This is a genomic window from Agrobacterium sp. DSM 25558 (genome assembly GCF_900100825.1).
In the GTDB taxonomy this organism is placed as follows: Bacteria; Pseudomonadota; Alphaproteobacteria; order Rhizobiales; family Rhizobiaceae; genus Agrobacterium.
Genome location: NZ_FMUD01000050.1, coordinates 1 through 23281 on the forward strand (window position 1 = coordinate 1; position 23281 = coordinate 23281).

At 53.4% G+C, this 23281-nt stretch carries 18 protein-coding genes; 6 read left to right on the forward strand and 12 right to left on the reverse strand.

Going from position 1 to position 23281, the window contains the following annotated elements; all coding sequences use genetic code 11:
* Together DSM25558_RS25735 and DSM25558_RS28665 are read right to left on the reverse strand one after the other, a co-directional pair.
* The coding region (locus DSM25558_RS25735) for a transposase (RefSeq protein ID WP_143240248.1) at window positions 1-188 on the reverse strand (188 nt) is incomplete at its 3' end.
* A 531-nt stretch (window positions 189-719) separates the two neighbouring features.
* The gene (locus tag DSM25558_RS28665) at window positions 720-1082 is read right to left on the reverse strand and encodes a hypothetical protein (protein ID WP_143240249.1); all 363 of its coding nucleotides are present in this window, start codon (window positions 1080-1082) and stop codon (window positions 720-722) included.
* 382 nt (window positions 1083-1464) lie between these two features.
* Here DSM25558_RS28665 and DSM25558_RS25750 point away from each other — a divergent pair, with 382 nt between their 5' ends.
* Entirely contained in the window at window positions 1465-1992 is a 528-nt protein-coding gene (locus tag DSM25558_RS25750; RefSeq protein ID WP_077107482.1) for a PIN domain-containing protein, read from the forward strand.
* Here DSM25558_RS25750 and DSM25558_RS29530 read toward each other — a convergent pair.
* The 6 genes from DSM25558_RS29530 to DSM25558_RS25780 all read right to left on the reverse strand — a co-directional run bounded on the left by DSM25558_RS29530 (window position 1960) and on the right by DSM25558_RS25780 (window position 13351).
* On the reverse strand, window positions 1960-2889 hold the full coding sequence (locus DSM25558_RS29530; protein ID WP_244554315.1) for an HNH endonuclease: 930 nt from the start codon (window positions 2887-2889) through the stop codon (window positions 1960-1962). The two genes, DSM25558_RS25750 and DSM25558_RS29530, sit on opposite strands and share 33 nt — an antisense overlap.
* 47 nt (window positions 2890-2936) lie before the next feature.
* A complete protein-coding gene (locus tag DSM25558_RS25760) occupies window positions 2937-5066 on the reverse strand; it encodes a hypothetical protein (RefSeq protein ID WP_244554316.1) in 2130 nt (709 codons plus the stop codon).
* Window positions 5067-5281: 215 nt separating this feature from the next.
* A complete protein-coding gene (locus DSM25558_RS25765) occupies window positions 5282-6712 on the reverse strand; it encodes a DUF2357 domain-containing protein (RefSeq protein WP_244554317.1) in 1431 nt (476 codons plus the stop codon).
* A 71-nt stretch (window positions 6713-6783) separates the two neighbouring features.
* The gene (locus DSM25558_RS25770; RefSeq protein ID WP_200800802.1) at window positions 6784-8820 is read right to left on the reverse strand and encodes a chromosome segregation ATPase-like protein; all 2037 of its coding nucleotides are present in this window, start codon (window positions 8818-8820) and stop codon (window positions 6784-6786) included.
* Between the two features lie 15 nt (window positions 8821-8835).
* Complete coding sequence (locus tag DSM25558_RS25775; RefSeq protein WP_077107485.1) at window positions 8836-10230, reverse strand: coiled-coil domain-containing protein; 1395 nt, start codon at window positions 10228-10230, stop codon at window positions 8836-8838.
* Complete coding sequence (locus tag DSM25558_RS25780) at window positions 10202-13351, reverse strand: AAA domain-containing protein (protein ID WP_077107486.1); 3150 nt, start codon at window positions 13349-13351, stop codon at window positions 10202-10204. The genes DSM25558_RS25775 and DSM25558_RS25780 overlap by 29 nt, the downstream gene beginning before the upstream one ends.
* A gap of 651 nt (window positions 13352-14002) precedes the next feature.
* Here DSM25558_RS25780 and DSM25558_RS28670 point away from each other — a divergent pair.
* Both DSM25558_RS28670 and DSM25558_RS25790 read left to right on the forward strand, forming a co-directional pair.
* Complete coding sequence (locus DSM25558_RS28670) at window positions 14003-14353, forward strand: hypothetical protein (RefSeq protein ID WP_143240250.1); 351 nt, start codon at window positions 14003-14005, stop codon at window positions 14351-14353.
* A 37-nt stretch (window positions 14354-14390) separates the two neighbouring features.
* Window positions 14391-16319 (forward strand): AAA family ATPase, encoded by a 1929-nt coding sequence (locus DSM25558_RS25790; protein WP_077107487.1) that lies wholly within the window; start codon window positions 14391-14393, stop codon window positions 16317-16319.
* 403 nt (window positions 16320-16722) lie between these two features.
* Here DSM25558_RS25790 and DSM25558_RS25795 read toward each other — a convergent pair whose 3' ends face one another.
* The gene (locus DSM25558_RS25795) at window positions 16723-17091 is read right to left on the reverse strand and encodes a winged helix-turn-helix transcriptional regulator (protein WP_077107505.1); all 369 of its coding nucleotides are present in this window, start codon (window positions 17089-17091) and stop codon (window positions 16723-16725) included.
* A gap of 109 nt (window positions 17092-17200) precedes the next feature.
* Between DSM25558_RS25795 and DSM25558_RS25800 the strand changes: the two genes are divergently transcribed.
* A complete protein-coding gene (locus DSM25558_RS25800) occupies window positions 17201-18001 on the forward strand; it encodes an NAD(P)H-binding protein (protein ID WP_077107488.1) in 801 nt (266 codons plus the stop codon).
* A 383-nt stretch (window positions 18002-18384) separates the two neighbouring features.
* Here the strand turns inward: DSM25558_RS25800 and DSM25558_RS25805 are convergent, their stop codons facing one another.
* A complete protein-coding gene (locus DSM25558_RS25805; protein WP_083716665.1) occupies window positions 18385-19050 on the reverse strand; it encodes an ATP-grasp domain-containing protein in 666 nt (221 codons plus the stop codon).
* Between the two features lie 295 nt (window positions 19051-19345).
* On the opposite strand from DSM25558_RS25805, the gene DSM25558_RS25810 reads away from it, so the two are divergent.
* Together DSM25558_RS25810 and DSM25558_RS25815 are read left to right on the forward strand one after the other, a co-directional pair.
* Window positions 19346-20146 carry a PDDEXK-like family protein gene (locus tag DSM25558_RS25810; protein ID WP_077107490.1) on the forward strand — a complete coding sequence of 267 codons (801 nt, stop codon included), beginning with the start codon at window positions 19346-19348 and terminating at the stop codon, window positions 20144-20146.
* Window positions 20147-20153: 7 nt separating this feature from the next.
* The gene (locus tag DSM25558_RS25815) at window positions 20154-20750 is read left to right on the forward strand and encodes a hypothetical protein (protein WP_077107491.1); all 597 of its coding nucleotides are present in this window, start codon (window positions 20154-20156) and stop codon (window positions 20748-20750) included.
* A gap of 382 nt (window positions 20751-21132) precedes the next feature.
* On the opposite strand, the gene DSM25558_RS25825 is transcribed toward DSM25558_RS25815, so the two are convergent.
* Together DSM25558_RS25825 and DSM25558_RS25830 are read right to left on the reverse strand one after the other, a co-directional pair.
* On the reverse strand, window positions 21133-21891 hold the full coding sequence (locus DSM25558_RS25825) for a hypothetical protein (protein WP_143240251.1): 759 nt from the start codon (window positions 21889-21891) through the stop codon (window positions 21133-21135).
* A 91-nt stretch (window positions 21892-21982) separates the two neighbouring features.
* Window positions 21983-22816 (reverse strand): metallophosphoesterase, encoded by an 834-nt coding sequence (locus DSM25558_RS25830; protein WP_077107493.1) that lies wholly within the window; start codon window positions 22814-22816, stop codon window positions 21983-21985.
* Window positions 22817-23281: the final 465 nt, after the last annotated feature.

Consider the following 23281-nt stretch of genomic DNA (forward strand, 5'->3'; position numbering starts at 1 on the left):
TCTCGTGCCAGTGTTCGCCAGGTCGATAGGTGGTTGGCCTTCAGCCCGTGGCGGGCCGCGACCTCATTCACCGTCACACCTGGTCGCAAACTCTCCGACACTATCCGTGCCTTGACCTCATCTGACCATTGACGATGCGCCTCACGTCCGCTCCGCCGCGTCGTGAGAACCTCCAATGTAGTGTCCATGGAGAAACTCCTTATCGCTCGTCCATGAAAACTCGATCACAGATCAGGCGGTAGTGAGCAACGTGGGGGTGGAACATCGGTTACGCTGCAACTCTGCAAGCTTGTGCCATCACTGCCGTGGCCTGCGCGGCATTGCGTAATTCTCTTTTATATATATTTATGAGTGCATGAGATGGTGTCAGCGGGGAAAGCTGTCCAGCAATGATCGCGTCTGCCGTTTGACGCACTATCTCCTCAAGAGCCCAGCGTTCTGTTTGTTGATCAATAGAGTTTTGCATCATAGCTCGACGTTTTAAAGCGATGAGAAAATTGTCCAACGATGAAATGAAAGGGTCAATTGGGTGCTCGGTATATAAGAACGATTTATGAAGTTTATCTCCATTTTAAAACCGCGCCGACGGGGAATAAACGTCAACTAGCGCACTGCGCCGGCGGCTAAACGATCTAGTTGATCGAGCGTTTTGCAACGAACTTGCTCTGTAGGAAGTTAAGTCCGAGATCCGGAGACCCGCTGCAAGTGAGCATCCTCTATCATCCATCTGGATCTGAATAATAGAAATCGCTATTAATTGCCTGCAAGTCGTAAAAACAAATTTTTTCCAGCGTTGCTCTAACGCGGTCCGCAAGTCCATCATCAAGTCGACCGAAAGGTCCGATGATCTTGCTCCTCAATGGTTCAATGAGTTCACCGTCGTTGGTAACGGCTTCAAAAGCTTCGACCGTTATTCCGCGAACCATTAATCGAAACTTCAGGACGGGCTCATTACCCTCCCAATGCAAAGAGGCGTCAAATACCGAATATTCGCACTGGGGTGCGACACTCAAACTGGAGACCATTTCATACAAAACCTGTAGCGGGATCTTCAGCGTCAGGTCATTTCTTCGACGTGTCAAGTTTGGCCGCGTGCGAAGACTAATTTAATTGCTAAAGCGCACCGTCGCGATTGCTGGTCAGGAAGGCTCTTCCGCTAGGCGAGACTGCTTCGGCTGTTGCCTTCAAACTGTAAATCTCACCAGCAACGCGTACACGCAGTTGTCCAGCATCAATAAGCTTACGAACGAAGCTACTGAGGTCCTTGTCTTCAACTGGAATTTCAAAAATTTCCTTAGAGGACACGATTTTTTTCGCTTGCCTTGTTTTCCCGCATTTTCCTTTACAGCAGAGTCGGGGCAATTGACAGTCCTATGCCATCACTACGATACGCAAACGACACTCAACCCGTCGTTAACCTTACCTTAACCATTCTGCCGCAGCCTTTTGCCAGAGGGCCGTAAAATGAAAACAGCATTCCTGCTTGATACGTGCGTACTCAGTGAATCGTCCCTGCCCCGACCGCGAGAGGCAGTTATGAGGTTTCTCGCCACCGCTGAGAACTACTTCATGCCTGCAGGCGCACTGATGGAGCTGCAGGCAGGCATAACCAAAGTGTGTTCGGTTAACCCGCTGAAAGCTGTGCAGCTGACCGCTTGGTACCACAAGCTCGTAAAGGCAGGAATTCCGTTCGTCGAAACGGATTGGGAAATAAGTGAGATTTGGGGAATTCTTTCTGTTGACCCTCGGCTACAAGGGCTAAACCAGTCAGGAAGAGGAAAATTTCGCGCGGGGCAGGATCTTCATATCGCCGCAGCTGCGATTGTGCGTCGTTTGCCGATTGCGACAATGAACGTCAGTGACTTCATGCTCATAAATGAATGCTACCCGCTCCCTGGACTATATGACCCGGCCGCAGAGATATGGCACGCGAGCGTTGAACCACTTGCACTTCGAAATTCAACCAATAAAACTGTGACTGCGTGCGCGTGAAGAGGAAGGTAGCGTGGCTATAAAGAGCTGATGCTGCGTTTTAAGAAAAACGCGCGAGGCAGAGTGCTGGACCTGCCGTCCTTGAAAGGTTTTGTACGAACTGCTGATCAAATCTGGAGAAAGTTCTACTAAACCTGTTTTCGGATGGATTGAAAGCAAGAGCTTATCAAACAGCGCGTGTAAGTCCGATCTTAGAAGCAAGCCATTACGGATATCGTTTCGCAGCGCAACATTCTCGGAGAATGGGATGATATGAGCAGCTTGTAATACCTGCTGCACTCTGCATCCGCTGACAACGCAACGCCCTTTGTACTGCTTGATTAATGCAGCTCGAAACTGGGCCTGTTCTGGCCTAAGCTCTAGCCTAACGAACCGACGCTCAAACCCAGCTAGGACGGCCGCTTCGTCGGAAACCAGAGCCATTTGCTCGTCGGACATGTATGCAGTGGTCGAAAGCAAATCGTTTTTCTTCGCCATGAATTCGGACACAACTCGTCGAAATTCTTCTAGCTCAGAATTATCCAACTCGTAACTTCGCAAATGGCGATGACTAAGGATATGGTCAATGACCGAGCTTCCCGATGAGCCGCCAGGCCAGCCTCGGAGCTGATAATGGGGTTTTAATAGTGCCACTTGCGTCAAAACGGCGATTGTCTCGTCCTGATCTGCAGTTACACTCCCCGCAACAGCCTCGGCGGTAAGGCCGGTGCCAAACCCGAAGGCAGGATCTTCATGCGTCCATATGATGAGCTTGTCGCCCGGTCGGACCGCTCGACCTGAACTTCCGCTAATCATGCGGGGAGTTGGGAAACGGATAGTTGCACCCTCCCACTCCAAAGCCGACTTTGGTCGAGGATTTGCACCCCCAAAATGCATTTCGCAGTTCAGCTTAAGCAAGTATGTTGTCATTATATCTCTGTCGATTGTTACAGGCGGGCGGGAGATCAATTATCCCCGTCGGCTCCGCCATAGATATCCAATAGCAGTTCTGGATTTGAACCTTCACCGCGAAGTTCTTCGAGCACCTGATTTAAGATAATACCGTATTTTGCTTGTGCCCGTACTCGGTCTTTATCTTTCAAATCTAGGATGGTTTTCTCCACAGCTCGAACTAACTTGTCCGCTACCGGATCTTGACCCTCCACTAGCGCAAATGGCTCAACAGCCCTCCATCGGAGCAGCCCTACCAACAGCATAGGTGCGTACTGAAACCGAGTATACGTAGAGCCCATGTTCTCTTCGAATTCTCGAAGAACACGCTTTGCAATACGCTCGACGTCCTTTCGCGTTAGAAGCTTGGGTGCGGTGTCAGATCGTGAGAGCAAAAACGCCATGGCAGCCGTCTCTTTCTGCCATTTCCAAAAATCGATCCTTTTGCCCAAGATTTTGTGAATTGCTTGCAGTTCAAAATTCTGGCTACCGGCTACGCGGCCTAGACCCTGATAAGCAAGTTTCCAACTCGGACCTGTTGTAAATATGGGATGCCCCCGGACCTCTTTTTCCCACGCTTCCAGCAGCCATCCCGATACCTCAGAAGGACAACGGCGGAACTGCCACGTCAGAAACCGAATTGACTGAGTTCCGACGGACGCTCCGCTCAACCCGCGTCGGACGTCTTCAAGCGCTCGCTCGACTAAGCGCTCCAATTTCGCAATAGCACCTGGGCCCACGCCGGTCGGGAGTACACCGTCGCTCGAAATAGCATATTTGCCGCCGGGTCGCGCCGACAACCGATTTGCAAGTCCATTCCAATCAACTACGGCGACTTCGACGTTCTTTTCAAGTAGCGTGAAAAGCCCTGCTCCCCGGGGACTATCATTCCATGCGTCGATTCCGCAGGCCAGAACCAACCTCCCTGGAATTGTAGGCGCTGGTCTTTGAAATCCTTCAATCAAAGCTTCCCAAGTTTGATCCAACTCAACAGCGGCATTCCAATCCACTTGGAACTGATGGCCAAACCTCCGAGAATGAACGACAATTTTCGCTCGGCCAGAAGCCGGACTTTGCTCTACCCAGAGGTCGACCGGCACTGTTTCATCGACTTTCACGCCGATGTTAACTTCTGCCTTACGAGGACGCTCGGCGGTTTCTTTTCTCAGAAAAATCGAGAAACGATCTTGTCCCGATTGGATGGCCAGCTTAGCCGGCTTGGAACTCCGATAGACTTCTCCCGCCGGAAGGGTTTCCTCAGAAGCCACTAGGTCATAATTCTCGACAGCATCCCGCCTCTGAACAAGAGTTGATATCTGCGGCAGGAAGTCGAAGTAAATTGGATCACGTTTGCTCAAGCGGCGTGCAGCCGAAAGAGCGCCCGTAGCTATTGCTTCGACCGGCAAAAGAACAACATTTCGCCCCGTGCTGGAAACCATAGCTGAATGGAACGCCTCTCGCACGGTTCCGTCAGTCAGTGTTTCAACAAGGATCACGTCGCACTCTGTCAAAGTTTCCCGAAGATCGTCGAGTCCAGCTATTCCCTGAAGATCAAGCGTTTCTTGAACGTTTATCACTTGCCAATCGCCATTGCCTTGACGGAGAACCTCTGGTTCCGAATGTAAGCCAAGTGCAAGACGACCGTTTGATTTTGCCCACTCCAGATGGCCTGTAAGATCGGACGACGAGGCATCAATTACGGCGGCCCTCGCTTTAGTCGAAAGTCCACGATATCCCCATTCAGAACGGATCAATATTCCGGTCGAACGACGCTCAGGTGCCAAGACGGTTTCGCCGTGGCTTCTTTCACGTCGAACCCTCAATTTCTGAAGAGTGATGCCGTCGGCAGTTTGAGAAATGATTCCGACCATTTGGCCTTCACCGACGACGCCGGTGTCGATCGCGTAAATGGTCGCTAAGACAGATCGCCAGACCAACAATGGGGTTGATACTTTTGCTTTCCGAAGAGAGATAAGAAGGCGCTCCTGTAGTAGTTCGCCCGTATCCGCGCAATCATCAAGGCTAGCGACGCCGAAGCTCGCGCCGGCGGACATTCCTTTCAGCGCTGCAACCAAGTGAGGTACGGATGCATTATCTCGAAGTATGTCGACGACTCTTATCCGCTTCCCCGCTTCGCCGACCAACCCCCAACCCGCGCCAAGACCGTGGGGGGAAATCGACGCCTGAGCTCCTCCAACCAGACCACCATCGGCCTTTGCACTTGTTTCAACAACGACACCGAAAATCCCGCCCTCTATTAGCGAACTCGGGACCTCCCTCTCTTCGCCATCTGACTCGATTATCCAATTTCTCGCCGCGCTATCACGCCACCCATTCAAATCGTATCCGCACACCTTTCTCATGGGGCGGACGCGTATATTTCGCTACGCGCAAACACTCGGATTGCATCGAGACCTTGCCGCAAGCCATCGCCAGATGCCTCAAATGCTATTCCACTAACACGGGTGCGAGTGCCCATAGATACACAGGCTTCATATTGACCATGAGAGGGCGTCAAGATCAGCCCATCACGAAGAACCTCTGTCTGACCGAGAGCCTGTATTTCTACTAAACGCTCGTTCGCTCGCTCCGCAGCATCTCGGAGGTCCAGGCGTCTCATGGCATGAGGTGTCCACACGGCGACCCGTCTTGGCATACCACCCTTCTCAACATCAGTGATCCGCAAGGAGACATGAGCTCGGGTAAGTGCAAGCATCCGGCCAGGGGCTTCAGGCCTCGACTGGACTTCGACAATGCGACCAGTGTTTTTTAACCAAAAAACAGCAATAGGACGATCTTGCTCGAACCATCTACCGAGCGACGCCTCCGACCGCCAGACGATAGGCGACTGTACGACTAGTTCAGCCTCTTCAAGCTCGCTCAGAGCGAGCACCACGGCGAGCACGGAGAAATCGGTCCATGTTTCAGCTTGCCACGCCCAAAGATCGTCGAGAACTTTGTCCTCTTCGAGGAGGCGACGCCATGCTCCGTAAATGGCATTGTAGCTGACGTCTTGCATAAGAACATAGTTTGGAACAACGCCGACATCTGCAATGCTGACTTCAAGGTCCACCAGCATCTGGGCGAACGCCTTGCAAAAGCGACCGAACTGCTCGACCTGCCCGTACCGACGGCTATGTTTCGCACGGGGGTGCTCCTGCAACCACTCTCGAGAAACCTGAAACGCTAGACGAGAATAGGCATGGAGGACCCGGTTTTCTGGCGTATCAAAATTCTCGCGTCTTACCGTGGCTAGAATTCGTTGGCTGGTGCCCGCCCGCTCAGCGATAGTGCGGCCTGGCTGCCGAACAAGCCATCGCATCGATGCTCGATCCATTTCCTGGACGCGATCAAGGGAAGTTAGCTCCCTCGTGCGGCGGAGTACGCGTCTTATACGTGGCTCCAAAGCTTTCAGCCTGGGAAGAAGGTCTTGGGCTTGACGAACGATCTCGGCCATTCGGGGATCGTCTTCGTTCTCGGCACGTTCCCATGCTTCGCGAAGACGTGGCCATACATGCAGCGGGTCCTCAAGAGCTTCTCCAAGTTCTTGCACCCGTGCCAAAACCTCATTCATCCGGCGGAGCAGTTCCCTCGCCCTGACATCATCAGGTGTTTCATGTTCCTTAACGCCACGAGGTCGTACCGGGAACCCCACGCGATTGGGGCGTTGAGCATTCGCCGTCTTCGGGTATGGATGGAGAACAAGCTCAACCGGTCCGTCCTGGTATCGACCAAACATGAGTCGAGAGTGGCCGCCACCGCGGCCAAGCTCACCGCGAACTTCGCTCACCAGACAATCATCGGGTCCGAAACTCGTGTCCTTTAACGCCCTCCGATCCCACGGCCTCCCGAGATGAAGCATCAGCGTGAAACCCCATTCCACACGAACTGACCCGATCCCTCTTTCGCCGAACGGATCGACTCTTCAATTGCTATGGCAAGATGGTCATCTCGCAACGTGTCCCCAACGAAGCTCACCAGTTCAGAAAACGCGTGGTCGTTGCCGTCTTCGACCTCGATACCGCGCAACTTTGGCAGCAAACGCATTTCAACCTGATCCGCCAATGGTACGCGAGGATCTTGCGCACGGTCGAATGAAGAATAATTGGCCACGTATCCCATGATAGCTCGGCCTAAGCGGTGGCCAAAGGGTCGCTTAAACCCCTTCATGAGACCAACCATTCGATCGACACAATCGGTGACGACCTGATCGCTTTCAACGGACGATACTGATTTGACCCAAGAGCGCCAACGTTCCGCGGACAGCGCCTCTGGCTCGGTTATCACCCCGCTCTGAGCGGTTGTACGGATGGTCTTTGGAGCGGGAAACCGGAGCACGTTAGCGCGATCAACCACCTTGTCCGAAAGTGACTGAGTGCTTTCATCCTCGTTCATAGTTCCTGCAAAGAGGAGATTGTATCCGGGAAAGATCCGAGGCGCATCCATGCCCTTGGGCATGGGGATTTCAAGCTCGATCTCCGCGTCCTTACGAAGAGACTTGTCGCTCACCCGGGCTGCAGGAGGACGGCTTTCGAGACGGCTCAGAAAATCAGAGAAGTAGTATTCGACACGCGCGAGGTTCATTTCGTCCAACAAGATCATCATCATCTGATCCTTGAACTTGCTGTTTTCGTTATTCAAAAAATCGAGGTGGAATAGCGCCCGAGCCATATCAGTTGGTCGGTATCTCTTCTCGATATAATTGTAAAAGCCCATCAAGTCTTGCGGGCTGTCCCAGCGCGGTTGAACCGGGACCTGCAAGAACCCAATACCCATGCCAGCCGCGTATTGCCGGGGTAGCTGGCTCTTACCGGTTCCGGAAATACCGGCAAGAACTGCCATCTGTGTCGTGTCATTGGTTTTCATGGCAGTGTGAAAAGCGTACACGGTTCGACGGTCATAATGCAGCCCGTTCTGCTCCAGTCTCTGTAAGACGCGTTGAACGGCATCGGATTCGTTTTCCGCTGCCCTTTTCTTCCAATTTTGCATCTGAGAGAGCACTGGAGGCAACGACTTGAGCTCCTTCAATCGCTCCTCAACAGCATCTTCAGTCTTCTGCCCTGCGTCTCCGGTTGCCTCGGCGACATCGTCCTCCATTCGTACGAGTTGAGCCATCAGCGAAGAACGCCGCTGATCTAAGGTCACTATTTCGCTGTCAATTGCTCTGGCACGCTCTTCTGCAGCAGCAATTCGGGCAGAGGCTAGGGCAAATTCGGTATTTGCAATGGCCGCCGCATGGCGCTCAGAGGTTAGCAGCTCCTGGACCTGAGCAAGCTGAGCAGACGTCGCCTGCTGAAGGCCTTCGGACCGAGCGATATCGCGGCCCAACTCGTGAGCCTGGTTTTCCAGTCGCTTTACACGTTCCTGAGCTTCACTGAGTTCCATTGCTTCCGAACGCATTCCCGCAATCTTGGCCTCCAGTGTAACCTGCTCTCGCTTCATCTCATCATTGAGGGCGAACAGACGTTCGGCGGCGGCCAGACGGTCATGGACCGCATCAAGATCGGCACGAGCCGATGCAAGCTCCGCGTCGATCGCATGCTTCTCTATGATTTCAGCTTCAATCTCTTCACGAATTGCCCTGATTTCATCGCGCCGTTCATTTTTCTGGAGCCACTCGGCGTTCAATTCGTCGAGCTGACGCTTCGTGGCATCATAATCGGCCTGTACGTCGGCGATGTTCGCAAGAGCCTTCCGACGTTCGCCTAGCTCATTGTCAATGTCACTCAAAGCCATGCGTTTGTCCGCAATAGATGTCTCGAGCGACTCCAGCGATCGCATCGGCCCGGCGGCCGTCACGGCGCGGTCGTGCAGAACCGCAAACCCCGTTTGCACGCAGATCAAGGCTATGACAGCGAGGGCAGCAAACAATAGGATCAAGATATTTCCGGTTAGCATATTCGAGATTCCTGATTACGGCGTGGCTGGTTGGGCGGGCTCAGTGCGCTGGTTATCGGCTGGGGCTGGCTCGGTGACCGGTTCCAGCACCTTTGGTACCTTGGCATCATTCAAGCCAGCTATCTCCTGGATCAGAACGCCTTTTCGACCGTTCAAGTCCGCAAGTTCGGCTCTGGTGGAGTTGAGATCAGCTTGGCGCAGCTCCAACTCTTTCCGCATCTCCGTGTGGCGGTTGGCGAGATCGGACACCGCTTTCTCCAATGTAGCTTTTTCCGAAGCAGCCCGATCAGCATCAGACTTGTCTGCAGTAAATTTGGCCTTGGCCGCCAGAAGGATTGCTAATTCCGCGCTCAAACTATCGCGCTTCGAAATAGACGCCGCGACATCCGCCTGGACGTCACTCAACTGAACTTTGAGCGTGGGTAGCGTCTTCTCTGCTTCTGAAACCGCATCCTGCGCTGCCCTACCCCTTCCCTCGGCAGCTGCCACATCTTCTCGGGCACGGCCAGCGGCGGCAGTCAGGCCCGCGAGATCGCCGGTGAGCGAGGCCTTTTTCGTTTCGAGGTCACTGACCTGTTTGGCGAGGTCAGCACGATTGCTCTCCTGGCGAGCAATATCGGCGTCGGTCTTGGCAGCAGAAACCTTGGCTTTTGCGGAAACGTCCTGGAGCTTGGCGATGCTGGCGTCCAAATCCTGGGAAGCACGCTGCTTATCGGCAAGGTCCTTTGTCATCTTGGTAATCTGGGATGCCAAACCGGCCTGTTTAGCCGTTAGATCCGCAACCTGACGCTGCTTGTCGTCAAGATCGTTGATCTGGCCATTGAGCCTTTTAATCTCCGCGTCTCGATCCTGTCGCGTCTTGTCAACAGAAGCGAGCGCATCATCAGCTGCCCGCTTTTTGCTCTCGGCTTCAGCGATATCGTTATTGATGTCAATGATTTTGGACTGATCGGAAGAAATCTTCTTCTCGATGTCGGCGCTTTGGGAGCGGAGCGTCGCGAGTGTCTTCTCGGCCTGAGATGCCGCAGCAATCGTATCCGCCGCCTGTTGTGCCTGCGACTGACTTGCTAGAAGCTTCTCTGCTCCCTCTGCGAGCGTTGAAGTCTGCTGCTTGATCTCCGCTGCCAGACGCTCACGGTCGGCTGTCAAGTCGGCGATGGTCTTGCGAAAACTATCAGCTTCGACGCTGCGCTGAGAAATCTCTGAAAGAAGGCCGTCGCGTCGGCCGAGAGCTTCCTGCCGTTCGCTGTTAAACCGCAAGATATCGGACCGGACCGTACCATAGTCACGCTCCAAAGCATTGACTTGGACGAGCGCTACGCACACCGCCACCGCTGAAATCAGCCCAAGGGCTAAGGCGACGTAGGTGTAGCGGCGCGATTTAGGAAAGCTGTTCTGCGACGCGGTCAATGCATTTCTCCAGGTCTCTTTCTAGTTCATCCACCCAAAACCGCTGGACCGTCCAGCCCAGTGATTGCATCTGGTGGTCGCGCCAATAGTCGGCGAGTTTTCTTTTCCCGTCAGTATCGGAATGCCAGTGGCGACCATCGACTTCCAGAGCGAGTTTGATGTTGCCACTGCCGAAAAGTGCGAAATCCAGACGGCGGCCGGCGACTTCAAACTGAGGAATTGGATTGAAGCCACGTTTGCGAAGCGCGGCGTCAACGATACGTTCCCAACTACTGTCAAAAGTGCCTTCACCTACTCGGCCCCTCGGCTCCGTCGCGGCGGCGGCCAACCTTTGTAGGCTTCTCACCTTTCCAGACCTCGCATACGAAAGGTCGCCGAAAACATGCGCCACGGCCCTCGCCCGGCTAATCGCGACGTTCAGGCGACGCCAGTCTTTCTGGACGAAGGTCACGGCACTGGTCGCACTCGAATGCCCAAGGCACGTTGAAAACAAGATCAGGTCTCGCTCCTGCCCTTGGAAACTATCGACGGTACCCACTCGAAGCTCAGCTTTCTCAGTCAACTCGGGACGCAGCGATGCCGAGATCGCTTGCTCCAATGCGTATACCTGTGGCCTAAATGGAGAGATCACGCCAATCGACCCGGAATAAGCCTGGTCTTCGAGTAGAAACTTGAGGTGTTTCGTGATTGCCGCCACTTCTGCACTATTTACATTTCCTACCATTGGAGCGGTCGGAGCAGGCACATCGGACCATTCGATTCCGGGTTTCCCACCCTTCGGAACCTTCAGTTTGTCTTGATAACCTGCGACGCGCAGCTGCCCACCATAAAAGTGCTCATTGATATAGCCGACAATATCTGCCGCCGATCTATATTGGTCTCGGAGCATGACCTTCGACGCGCCAGGTGTCAGATCGGCCAGATCGAAAAGTGATCGGCGGCTCTGAGCGAACCGCCCCATCTTGCCGATGGGAAGGTTCTGCGCCTGCATCAGATTTCTATCGTGGGCGATGCCAAGCTGGCTGATAAATGAGAGTTGCCGATTGTCTCCAACGACGACCGCTCGCTTTGCGCGGGCGAAGATCGGTAATGCAGAGGCGATATCGCACTGGCTCGCTTCGTCGAAAATGGCCAGATCGAACAGGCTCTCGGAGAGCGGAACGCGCTTGGCGGCTCCAAGGACAGAAACCAACCAGAGCGGACGGTGGCCGACTACGTCTCCAGCAAGCGACTGCGGCAATGGACCAGAACTCTGTGCCAGTTGAAGGTTAGCCAGTTCCTCGCCCAAACGACGCCGGTCTGTCTCGGTGAGGTTGACCGCCATGGCCAGGACCCGTGGTAGGAACTCACGAGAAAGCTCACCGATTTCTCGCGTGATCGCGACAGGATCGCCTTTAATCTCGATCTTGGCCAAGTCCGAGCGCAGTTGCTCCAAGCGCCTCTTCAGCGTGATGAGGACTGCAGATTCTCCGACATAACCGGTGCCCAGCGAACTCCTGCGCAACCCTATCGCTCTCAAAAACGTGCCGATCAAACGACTTAGGGTCCCTTGCTGGACAGGCTCCTCAATTGCAGTGGAAGGCTCGACCACCTCAGCTTTTTCGGCCTCGATACGCTCCAAAAGTTCAGCGATGGCGCTGTGGATACGAGACTGCTCGTCAATCTGGTCCAAGACGCGGGTCCGGATCTGAGCGAGTGACGAAAGCTTCGAGCGCAGGATGACGTCGGGTTCAGCCGCGCCCTTAGTCGGCTCGCCGATGAGCTGCACGAGGACCTCGTCGAATGACTGGTCAATATCTCGATTTGGATCGAGCGTCCTGACCAGGAATGGTGATTTTGGCGCGATACCACCCAGTCGGCTTTCTACAGCATCAAGTGCCTGATGGTTCTTTGAAGCGACGAGAACGCTGCCACCATCGGCGAGAACCGAGGCGGCGATTGAGACGATCGCCTGACTTTTACCCGTCCCCGGGGGCCCTGTTACAACCGTCAGCGGAGAAGACAAGGATTGCCGGACGGCATCAATCTGCTCTTTGTTCAGATCGCCAGTATTGATAACTGGCGTTGCTCTCGTTGGTGCCGGTGCTTCCAAGCCAAGAATCGGCGCAAGAGCCGTGGTAGCCAGTCTCTCTTGGGGCCAGGACGCTATGTTATCCAGATCTCGGACGGCGCCAGCGTTGAAAGTGGTGTCGGTCGGAAGAAACAGCGCTGCGATATCGTGAATACCGACATTGTTGGGGTCCACCTCGATCCGCATCTGCTGACCGGATACGGTCCCGCGAAACATCCCAGCGAAGGCCTCCTTGAGCCGCGCCAAGAACTCGTCCTGCCGAAGCCCAAGGCCCTCCGACTGTGCGAACACTCCTCGAAGTCCAGTCTCTGTCCAGTTCGCGCTTCGAGCAGACCCTTTGATCCAGTCTGGATTGGCGACAATATCATCTGTATCGATAAACACCTCAAGGTGCGTCGGCGTACGCGTCCATTCTGCGCTGATGAGCCCTACCGGCCAAACGACCGGCACGCCCTGCTTCTTGCTCACACTTATAGGCCAGCCGACAGCCAATGTTTGTTCGTTGGCTTCTCGCTTGACGAGGGCTTTGCGGAATTCATCCGGCAGTTCTTCCAAGGGGATCGAGATAGTAACAACTTCTCCCTCAACAGGCGTCAGAGGGCCAAGGCATGTAAACAATTGCCAAGAGACTGCGTGCCGGTCTTCAACTTGCGTAATTGCTCCGCGGGGATCGGATCTCAGCGCAGAACGATAATATCGAAGGAGTGCATTCGGGTCGAACGAGACAGCGGTTTCTGAAGTCGCCAGCTCAGTTGGTTTGGCTGCAGAGGTACGAACTGTGGCGTGAACAGGACGGAGAAGCTTATCCTCGGCAGCTGTCTCGGTGCTTTTGCCGTGGGGTGCAGCAGCAGTTGTCTTTTTGGAAGTGGCGACAGGCCTCCAACGCCCATCACGCCCTTTGCTGACTTTCCCTGCTTCGCTAAGAGATGAAAGCTCCGCATAGATCTCCGTGCGTTTGCGGGGGTCGAAATCGATGTTGAGAAGCGAAAAAAGCTCGCTGGTTGTGCGACCTGTTGGAAACGCCGAGATTGTTCGTAGCAAAACCGACATTGAATGCTGTATCCCCAAGGCACTTAAGAACGCAGCCTCAATATTTTCCCCGCATCTGGGATTGCAATTGCCGACCTCAAAGTCAACTATCTACAACTACTAATACTGGGTCTTTTTCAATAGAGAGGACTACATCTTTTTAAGCCGGACAGGATTTCCCGGAGACCGTTTGAAGAGAGCTGCCCTCGCTACGCAACGCTTAGGTCGCCCTCTGTGGATTGCCCATGTCATCATGGCAGTTTCGCTTGCTGTCCCAAAAAGACATTTTTGATCTTGACAGTCGAAAGATTGTTCCCTATTCGTTCCAGACATGGAAAACTTTGCCTATCACTCAATACGAATATCACGCTAATCCGCCGCCTCTCTGAGGCTGTGATTAACTGCGTGTGTTTGAGTGAGCAGATGAGCAGCAGGTTGCCTTCCTATACCGGCGTGACACCTCCGGTCCCGCTAGAAATTCTCCGCCATCCCAAATTCAGAAGATGTGTCGGTGTTGTCAAGCTGAGGAGTCAGCTTGCGTGCGATATTGCATGCCTTTTAGATTTCGACGAGTCTGTCTCGTCTTGGGCTTGTCAGTCACAAAACTTTCAATACGGGCTCGATACATATCGGCCAGACTTCGTCGCTGAACGAGAGCACGAAATCCTAGTCATGGATGTGATGTCACGACGGCCCGCGCCTGCCTGGATTGGAAGCGCCGTAACCCACCAGGGCTTCAAGTATCAAGAAGTCACGCGTGGCGATGTTGACCCCATCCGCTTGAAGAATTGCAAAGATCTCATTCATTACGCGGGACGGGAGGTCACGCTTGGTGACCGCGTACGACTGATGGCTGCTTTGGAGCACGAGGGTACGCTATCCGTTGCTGATTGCCTGACGTTATTCCGGGAAAATCGCCCGATAGAGGGGTTAGCAAATATGGCGCTGGAGAGGTTTGTAAGTCTCGACCTCGATACAGCGCTTATCGGACCAGAAACGTCAGTCCGAAAATTCTCCAGCTGACAACATCCTCGAAATATAGGTTAAAGGACTTTTGGCGATGTCACGCACGAAGAAGCAGACCCGTAAGCAATTTTCTCTCCACGCTCACGTTTTTACCAGTTTGGTAAAGCGGGCTTTTAGAGAGCATTCACTCCTAGCCGCTGGCGGACCAGGGTTTGTCGCTATGGTGACACCTAAGGGTTATGCACTCTCCGAATTTCAAAAACATGTGGTCGACGAGCTATATGGGGATGACCCATTTTTTCGAAGGGATGACATCCATCTGGCTTTCATGAAATTGCAGGGCAACCAGTCGGACATCATGGATGATTATACCACCCATTTCCAAACTAAGTTGCGCGTCGTTATTTTATTAGAACACGGAGTCGAGGTGCCGCCACTCATTAATTTGGCGTGTGATGGCGTCATTGAAATCGCGCCCATCAAAGCCATTGACTTGAAGGCGGCAAGTATGGCGGTGTTGCGAAAACCAATGTCTGATGAGCAAGCGGCTGCTCTCCTATCGTATCCTCGAGAGTACCTGTGGGCCGCGCTTCGCGATGGCAGAAGTCCTGGGAACGCATTGCAGCGACTACGTAACACCACAATTCCTGCTCAGCAAAACGAAGCCGCAACAGACAGCTCTGACCATCAGTCCGACGGCCCTCGTCTCAGTGAAATGCATGGCTACGGTCCCGCAAAAGATTGGGGCCTTGAGCTTTCGCAGGACATCAGGGATTGGAAGGCAGGCTCGATCACTTGGAATGAAATTGATCGAGGCATCTTGCTCAGCGGCCCTCCAGGGGTTGGAAAGACAATTTTTGCTAAGGCGCTTGCGAAAGAATGCGAGGCCCATCTGATCGCGTCTTCACTGGGTAAATGGCAGTCTGAAGGTCACCTCGGGGATTTGCTTAAGGCAATGCGTAAAGATTTCAAGAACGCTCGTCTCCATTCACCATGTATTCTGTTCATTGATGAGATCGATGCGTTCGGCTCTCGCGACGCGTTTAGCAACGATAACAAGAATTATAGCGTTCAGGTCGTGAATGCCTTCCTGGAATTCCTAGACGGGATCGACGGACGAGAAGGTGTCATCATCGTAGGGGCGTCTAACAACGTTGATGGCATCGATCCCGCGATCCTGCGATCTGGTCGTCTTGACAGGCACGTAGATATTCCTTTGCCCTCCTTGGCGGAAAGGGTGGCCATCCTCTCGCAACTCATCCAGGGTATTTTACCGGTCACACATTTAGATTTGATTGGCCCGAGCACCCAAGGAATGACGGGTGCCGACCTTGCGAAGGCGGTTCGTGATGCGAAGCGTCTAGCTAGGAGAAATCGACGACAGTTAACGTTGGAAGATCTCAAAGCCTCCCTGCCTCCCACATTCAAAATCGTCGGTGAACATCGTCGATCGATCGCTATTCACGAGGCGGGGCACACTTTGGTTGGACTAAAATTGCGCACGGGTCGGTTCCTTGGCTCGTTCATCGCTGACCAAATTGTCGTAGATTCAGCCACTCAACAGGGCGGTGGAGCATATTTCGAGAACCCGCGATATGGTCGTCGTGACCGACAGTTTTTCCTTGACCAAATTGCCTTGTTGCTTGCGGGCATCGCAGCAGAGAAGATCTGTTTTGGCGACATCTCGGAAGGCGCTGGTGGGGAGAAATCTTCGGACCTTGCGTCAGCTACTAGGATTGCCACGCTCATGGAAACTTCCATGGGAATGGGTGTGTCGTTGGCCTACAGTCCTGTGAAGGAGGATTCTGAGCTTGACGAGGTAAGGCGGACAGATCCAGCAGTCACTGCAGCTGTAAGCGATACTCTGACCCAACAGTTTGAAAGAGCGATCGATACGCTAACCCAACACAGAAGCCTTCTTAATTTGGTAGCAGACGCGCTGGATGAAAACGGCTATTTCACACCGCAAGCGGCCCACGAACTCTTCCAAACTATTCGGGATGATGCTCAATCCCTTACTTAGATGTTTCCGCCAAGCGTCGTGTCGTGCATCCCTTCAGCCTACAGCGAGGCCTGCTTCGAACACCCTTAGCGCTCGGCAACACCATACAATCACGGAATGTCTTGCGGGTTGTAGCATTTTGGGATGCACGATTACGCGGCAGTTAGTTAAAACGCGTTTCACCGAAGCATCAGAAATAGCCAACCGAAAAATGGGCTTACTATCACGCCCATAGATGATGCGAACCGCATTCTCACGTTCAATTAGCAGGCGACGTCACAAGCGAAGCATCACCATTTCCGAACGACCAATCAGCCTTGTCGACCGGCAACTCCTTTTGTCGCAACGCTCCCAAGGTAGCAGTTGGCCCTAAACAGTCACTACAATGCACCTGGTCTAAACTGCGGTCCGTCAACGGCATCATTTACGTTGTTGATGAGCACTCGAAGTTTTTCTGGGCCGTCTCAATTTCAGCTTTGTGATGGCTGCTCCATAATACTAGTGACGCAACTTGGCTGGCAAATGAGAGGCCGAGTGCGCTCAATTCGTAGGTTACGCGCGCAGGAACGGTAGGCTCTACGTGACGCAGGACGTGTCCGTCACGCTCAAGGCGGCGCAGGGTCAACGTCATCATTCTCTGGGAGATACCCACAAGCGAGCGTTCCAATTCGCGGTACCGTCGAGGTCCTGCGGAAAGTTCGGCGAGCGTCATCACCGTCCACTGCTCGCCTAGTCGGTCAAGGACCAACCTAATGCCGCAGTCCTCGTGATCCGGGGAGCCGCATGGCTCCATCGTACCTACACTGCTGTCACCGCTGTGCGTAGCGAACAAGATTGTGCCTCCTTATGCTTGGGTTCGTAACGAACTAGTCTAGCGAAATCAGGTCGGAAAGGAAAATCTCATGATCTTAATAACTGGTGCTTCTGGTCAGCTCGCGTCACTCGTAGCAGAGAAAGCAAAAGAAGCTGGACTTCAGTTCCAAACAGCTAGCCGGTCGCTCAGCGCTGACCGACTGATGGATTTCGACCGCCCAGAGACACTCGACTTCTCGGGAATCTCAACGTTGTTCCTTCTGTCTGCTGGCTATGCCGAAGATGATGTCATCATGAAACGTCACGGAGCCGTTCTAGCTGCCGCTAGCCAGCACGGCGTTAGTCATGTCGTCTACACAAGCCTGTCAGCGGCCGGTGATCATTTGGGTTTTGCACTTGCACATCGCTGGACCGAACAAGCGTTGATCGAGAGCGGGCTCGGATGGACAATCCTACGTAATGGTCTCTACGCGGAACTCATTGGCATGCTTGCCGCTCCGCGAGATGGCAGGATCACAATACCACTCGGTAGAACTCCAATAGCCGCGGTTGCGAGAACCGATTTGGCCGAGGCTGCGCTGAAAGTTCTGTCTGCGCCGGAAGATCATGCGGGCATAACGTACGAACTCTCTGGCACTAGGCCATTTTCTGCGCCCCAACTTGCACAACGATTAGCGGTTACCTACGAACCGTCAAGTTTCTCAGCCGAGCGTGAGCGTTTATCGGCGCTGCCGCTACTGCCGTTCCAGGCCCCAATGCTCATGTCGATCGCCTCAGCAGCTACGGGAGGATTTTTCAGGTCCGGCGCGACTGATCTGCAGAAACTCGTACCGCAACCACTTGACGCACTGTCAGTGGCGTATGATGCAGCGCGGCGGGCCAGCAACTAATTTTTGTAGCCGCTTTTGGAGCTGGCCTATCTAGGCGACGACTGGCGACTGAAGGTCGCGGCATGCGTATAAGCGAACAGTCGAGCGAATGGCTTAAGAGGCCGCACTCGGCATCAGATCGAGATTTGCGATCAGCCGGGTCAATCACTCGACATGTTGTCTCGTTTCTGCATCCGTGAACCGATCAAGGCCTCGCGACCGCTGTAGAGCTAGGTTGTCGTGTGCCCAGCAGTGCTTTGCTCTCGAGCATTCGCTGGCACGATGCGGCTGCTTAACGTACTACCGTATCGCGGCTCCCGTTCGCGCAGGCTATCCCTTTTCACGCGTAACATTTGCACCATTCGTGGTGCGTGCTGGCCTTACATATCTGTGATGTAACCTGACTAATGTCGGACGGGACCAAAAAGGCCGCTTTCCGTCAGGGCCTGCCAGATGCGCTTCATCGCCATCGCTGTCTCTTGGCTAACAAACAAGGATGATCTGGCCCCGTGAGGCCCCCCAAGAAAATAGCCTTTCATCGTCTCCCACGACTCCCCGAGCTTCGCCCAATGCCAGCCTGGAATTTCCTGATCTAACATCAGTCCCACCGCGGTCCGCTTCGGCACGAATTTTCCCGGATCAAGAGGGCGATCCCAGTTGCAACGGACTACAACTGGTGAAGTGCCTTTATTGTACAGCGGTGCATCTAACAATTCAGCGGTTAAAGTTGCACCATGAGCAACTCTGATTCGTTCTACAGAAGCTACCACCCTGTCTCCGTCTCTATAAGGGCATGTGACGAACCCGTGAGCAAAGTGAACGGTATGATCGAGCCCTTCGTATCCACATTCTTTGCTTGGAGACCTGACAGGGTGCCGAGGATTGTGTTGCCCTACTAGCGGGTGCCACGATGGATAAAAATCCACCACGGGCCCAAGTTCATCAACTAGACCTTCGAGAACGTCGAGAGCTTTTTCACGGTCGGCAGCAGAACCCTCTCTTGGGACTAAATACCGTCTCGCCTCTTCAAAGCCACGTTCTCGCGCCTCATTTTCTCTAAAAATAGCCATTTTACGCATCCAATTTATCTCTATGCATTAATATAGTAGATCGCGCACGAAATTGCAATAACATGCGCCGTGTTGTTTTTTGGTGCTCGATCGCTCTCTACCGGATGGTTTTCTTAGCCCCCCCCTGCAATCGCTATTCCAAGCTGGCATGAGAAATTTTCACACGCAGCAGCGCTCGGTATCTCGATTTCACGAAGAGGAACATAAGTGAGATCGCTACTCGACATTGGCGTTTAGCTATGTGAAAGCGTCCGGTTAGCAGACGGAACATATTGCCAATTTGTTGAGGCCCCCGTTGACACAATCCGAGTTTAATTGGTTGAATTTGAAGTCAGTGCTCAATGTCATCAAACAGGTCCGTACATCTCGGCATCAGGATGTTGATCGACTTGCCCGTTTGGGCGTCCTCTTCAATTTAATCTCAGGAGCGCGATACGACAGTGATACTGCCCCCGTGGGCCGAGCAAAATTTGAGATCGATCCGGCTCGGATAGCGAGCTTTCTACCGATCCTCAGAAAGTCGCTGGAAGCTTGTCGCCACGACGGGCGTTTGATCAATGTATGGTCTGTCGCGGGTTTGAAGCGAAATGAGGTTCGGACGTCTGCGGTTCTTGGCTGGGTTTTGGACAGCCGCGGCAGCCACGGTTTCGGCTCAGTGGTAATGCGAGAACTCCTAAACTTAGTTGGCAGATTATATCCTGACAAAAACTTTGGTTCGTTTCGACTAGGAGAGCGTCCCAAAATCTCAGTCGAGCACTCGGCATTTCAGGACAGCGCGAACAGGGTCGACATCGCAATAGAGGGGGAAAACTGCGTCGTCTTCATTGAAGTCAAAATCGACGCGCCCGAAGGGCGAGATCAGCTTGTGCGGTATGTGGATCTTGCGCAGAAAAAGGCCACTGCTTTGGGAAAGCCTGAATTTGCCGTTCTATATCTTTGTCAAACTCGAGGAAAAGCCAGATTAGACAACGTCTACAATATCTCTTGGAAAGATTTAGGCCGCGCTATCATGGCAGGCACAAGCGGCGAGCAGGAAACGACTATGTCGGCCTTACTGCTTCGTCAGTTCGCGTTTCATATCAAAACACTCCATTGAGGTTCCGATGTTCTCAAACGAATTAGAGAAAATGCTCATCCTCCACATCGCTGATCTTGATGAGGGTGTTAGGCGCATGAAATTGCTTCAGTTGAGACTGGCTGGCGTGATCGACGAGATATTTGAGGGATGGGCGGCCGAAAATGGTTGGCTCTCCGAGCATTCCTGGCATGAGGATGGAGCCTGCACGTTACTACCTCCGGAATGGCAGGACGGGGATGGTTCCTCGCTGGGATTTTTCGCACTTGAGTATGGCGCGGGCGACGACGAGATTGGCATCGAACACGATCATTTCTGGATTACAAGGCTGTGCGCCGAGGGACGAGGGAGCGTGGGACTGAGATTCTTCCAAAACAAATTCGGAAAAACCACTTGGAAAAAGCTCCTTGTAAACGAAACTAGCATGTTCGCTGGTACGCGTTTCATAATCGACGACGAACCAAGTATTTATCTCCCCATTCAGATCGACAAGGAAGTTCTAGCAAACGCCGCTGAAGAAGAGAGCTTCGAGACGGCGTTGACACCTGTCTTTTCCAACGCGTTTAACCATATGCTTGGGTTGAGAAATAGATTCGATGAACTTCTGTCTGATATCTCCCAATAAAAGGATGGGCGCTCCGAGCGCTCCAATCCTGTTCCTTCCATACAAAGTCCCCTTTTGCCCTGTCTCGCTCGTTGATCATCTCCGCAAACCGGCTCCAACGCTGCGCGATGCGCACGCTTCGCGTTTCCACCGGTCGCTCCAACTGCGCCAGTTAGCATATCAAAAACCGCCGAGGCCCAAATCGCAGTCGGATGAAAGCACCGTTGAAGGTCATCACTTGAAAGCAGATGTAATCGAGCGAGCCGATGATATTGAGACTGGTGCGGTCGAACAATCGCGAAAGTAGGCTACCTTGCAGGGTCGACCTGTAGTTAGAAATCAGTCATTCTCAACGCGGTACCACAACAGATTGCGTCCGATCAGGAAGACCATATCCACCAGGTCACGAGCCGTTTGGTGGCGGGATACCCAGAAACTTTGCTTGCTTGGCAACATCTTCGTGCCTGCGGTGAGCAAAACGTGCCGCCTGATCAAGGGAAATGGTTCCCCTTCCCCAAGCAGTCAAAATCGCCCGCTCTCGTTCGTGGAAATCTTTCGGAAAACCGAATGGTGCCATCTCGGCCGAAAGGGCCGTTCTGGCGGCTTCGCTGGCCTTGGCAAGTTCATGATAGCCATTTAAAGGCCAGCCGCGCTCTAAAGTCCTTCTCTCAAGTTCAATGTCATCAATTCCAAGTTGAGCTGTTGCGGCTTTTGTTCCTAAACGCTCGTCGCTCCATGCCCGCAAGACGTGATCATGCCAACGGGGATCATCAGGGCCGATCTGTTCGGGCTTTTGCTCTCGATAAAGAGCAACAGCCTTGTCGATCATAGCAAGGGCTTTCTCCTCTGGCATATAGCCAGCGTCGGGCCATTCGCCCCACTCTTCAACATGCCACCACAACGGCGGCCGGTCGCTGTCATCGTGGCGACCAATATCGAGGCTCCACTGTGACCCACGTGCGCGGAAATACAGCGGAACGGCGTCAATGGTGCCTTCCCCCTGAACCGGGACAGTGCCGCCGAACCAATCCAGCGTAACGCCTTCGTCCTTAACGCCGTCGCCCATTTCACTCCCCATGCAGCCACAAAAGAGATTTTTAAATCGTATCCGCCAGCCGGGAAAGCTCCTTAGACAGGAACCTCGACGTCTGGCGGCATTCATTTGTGAGCGAAATTGCTTTCAAAGGTAAGTCTGCTCGTTCTGACCGACGCGGCAAAGCGCCAAATCTCAAACGCTGGCTGAGGTAGTTTGCTTAAACGTCAACGTCGGTCACAGTTGTTTCGACAACAAACCCCGATCGGAAGCCACCATCACGTCTTTCCCCGGCGTAACCTCGCGGATTACAGATGACCCGTGTTTCGAATTGGGTATAGTCTGAGAATCGATGGACATGGCCATGAACCCAAAAGTGAGGTCGACCATCCTGAATGAGGCCCGTCAGGTCCGAGGCGAACGCAGCGTTTGAGACGTGCCCCCGGAAGCGAGGGTCTAAGGATCTCGCCGAAATCGCGTGATGAGTGAGAACTAAGCTGGTCCCATTAAATGGTTTTCCGAGTTCCTGTGCGATGAACGCCCGGCTTTTCCCATGCCTGAACATCATCTCTTGTGAAGTAATGAAACCGCTCTGGCCGCCGACCCGGGCGTCGGAGCGGTTGATCCTTCGGAAGTCCAACATAGCCCGCACGCACTCCCTCGCAGCCAGGCCGCGTCGAGCTGGCAACGGAAGGTATCCTAGCTCATGATCGGCAATCTCAAAATCCGTCCACAGCGTCGCACCGATTACCCGTAGATCATCCCGAACGAAAGTTTCGTTCTCAAGAATGTGAACATTCGTCCCGGCTGTCCATTTTCGGGCTTGCTCCAATGCTCTGTCGATTGAAGAACCATAGTAGTCGTGGTTCCCGAGAGACGCGACTACCGTCATGTGTGGCGCGATCTCTGCATGTAGAAAATCAATCGCACTCTCAATGTTATCAGCCACGTCTCCCGCACATAGACAGATGTCGGCGCTTGGAACTGATAATTTTCTCCCGTGCAGAAGATCCAGTCGAGATGAGTGGAGGTCGCTAATAATCCAGGCCTTCATCGATGCAGATTCCCATTGAAGGAGACGGCAACACTGTTGTTTTTAGGCGGCGTATGGGCCTACGTCTTCGGGCGATGACGACCTGCAGGACAGCTATGCCAAATGCGTGCTTAGATTACCCGCACAAGTAACACGCGGAATAGATCGCCTATTCGCTGACGCGGCACAGCTCGTTGTCTCAAAGGAATGGGAAACTAAAATCGGTGAGTGCGCGAAATAGCGCGGAAAGAAACTGCTCACATCAAACCCTCGAATAGACATAAGAACACGGTCCCCGGGCGGGGCAGTTCAAAAACCTATTCGTGTTATGATCCAAGGGTTCTTCATTTCGGAACAAATACGGAACATTTTTCAGGTCGTCAAGTACTGTTTTGCTTGAGGTCGAATTGGACAGCGATATCTGGATAGCGACCTTGGCACCTCAGTTTCTGTTTGTGGCAGAACTGCTTCGTATTTCGTGCCCGG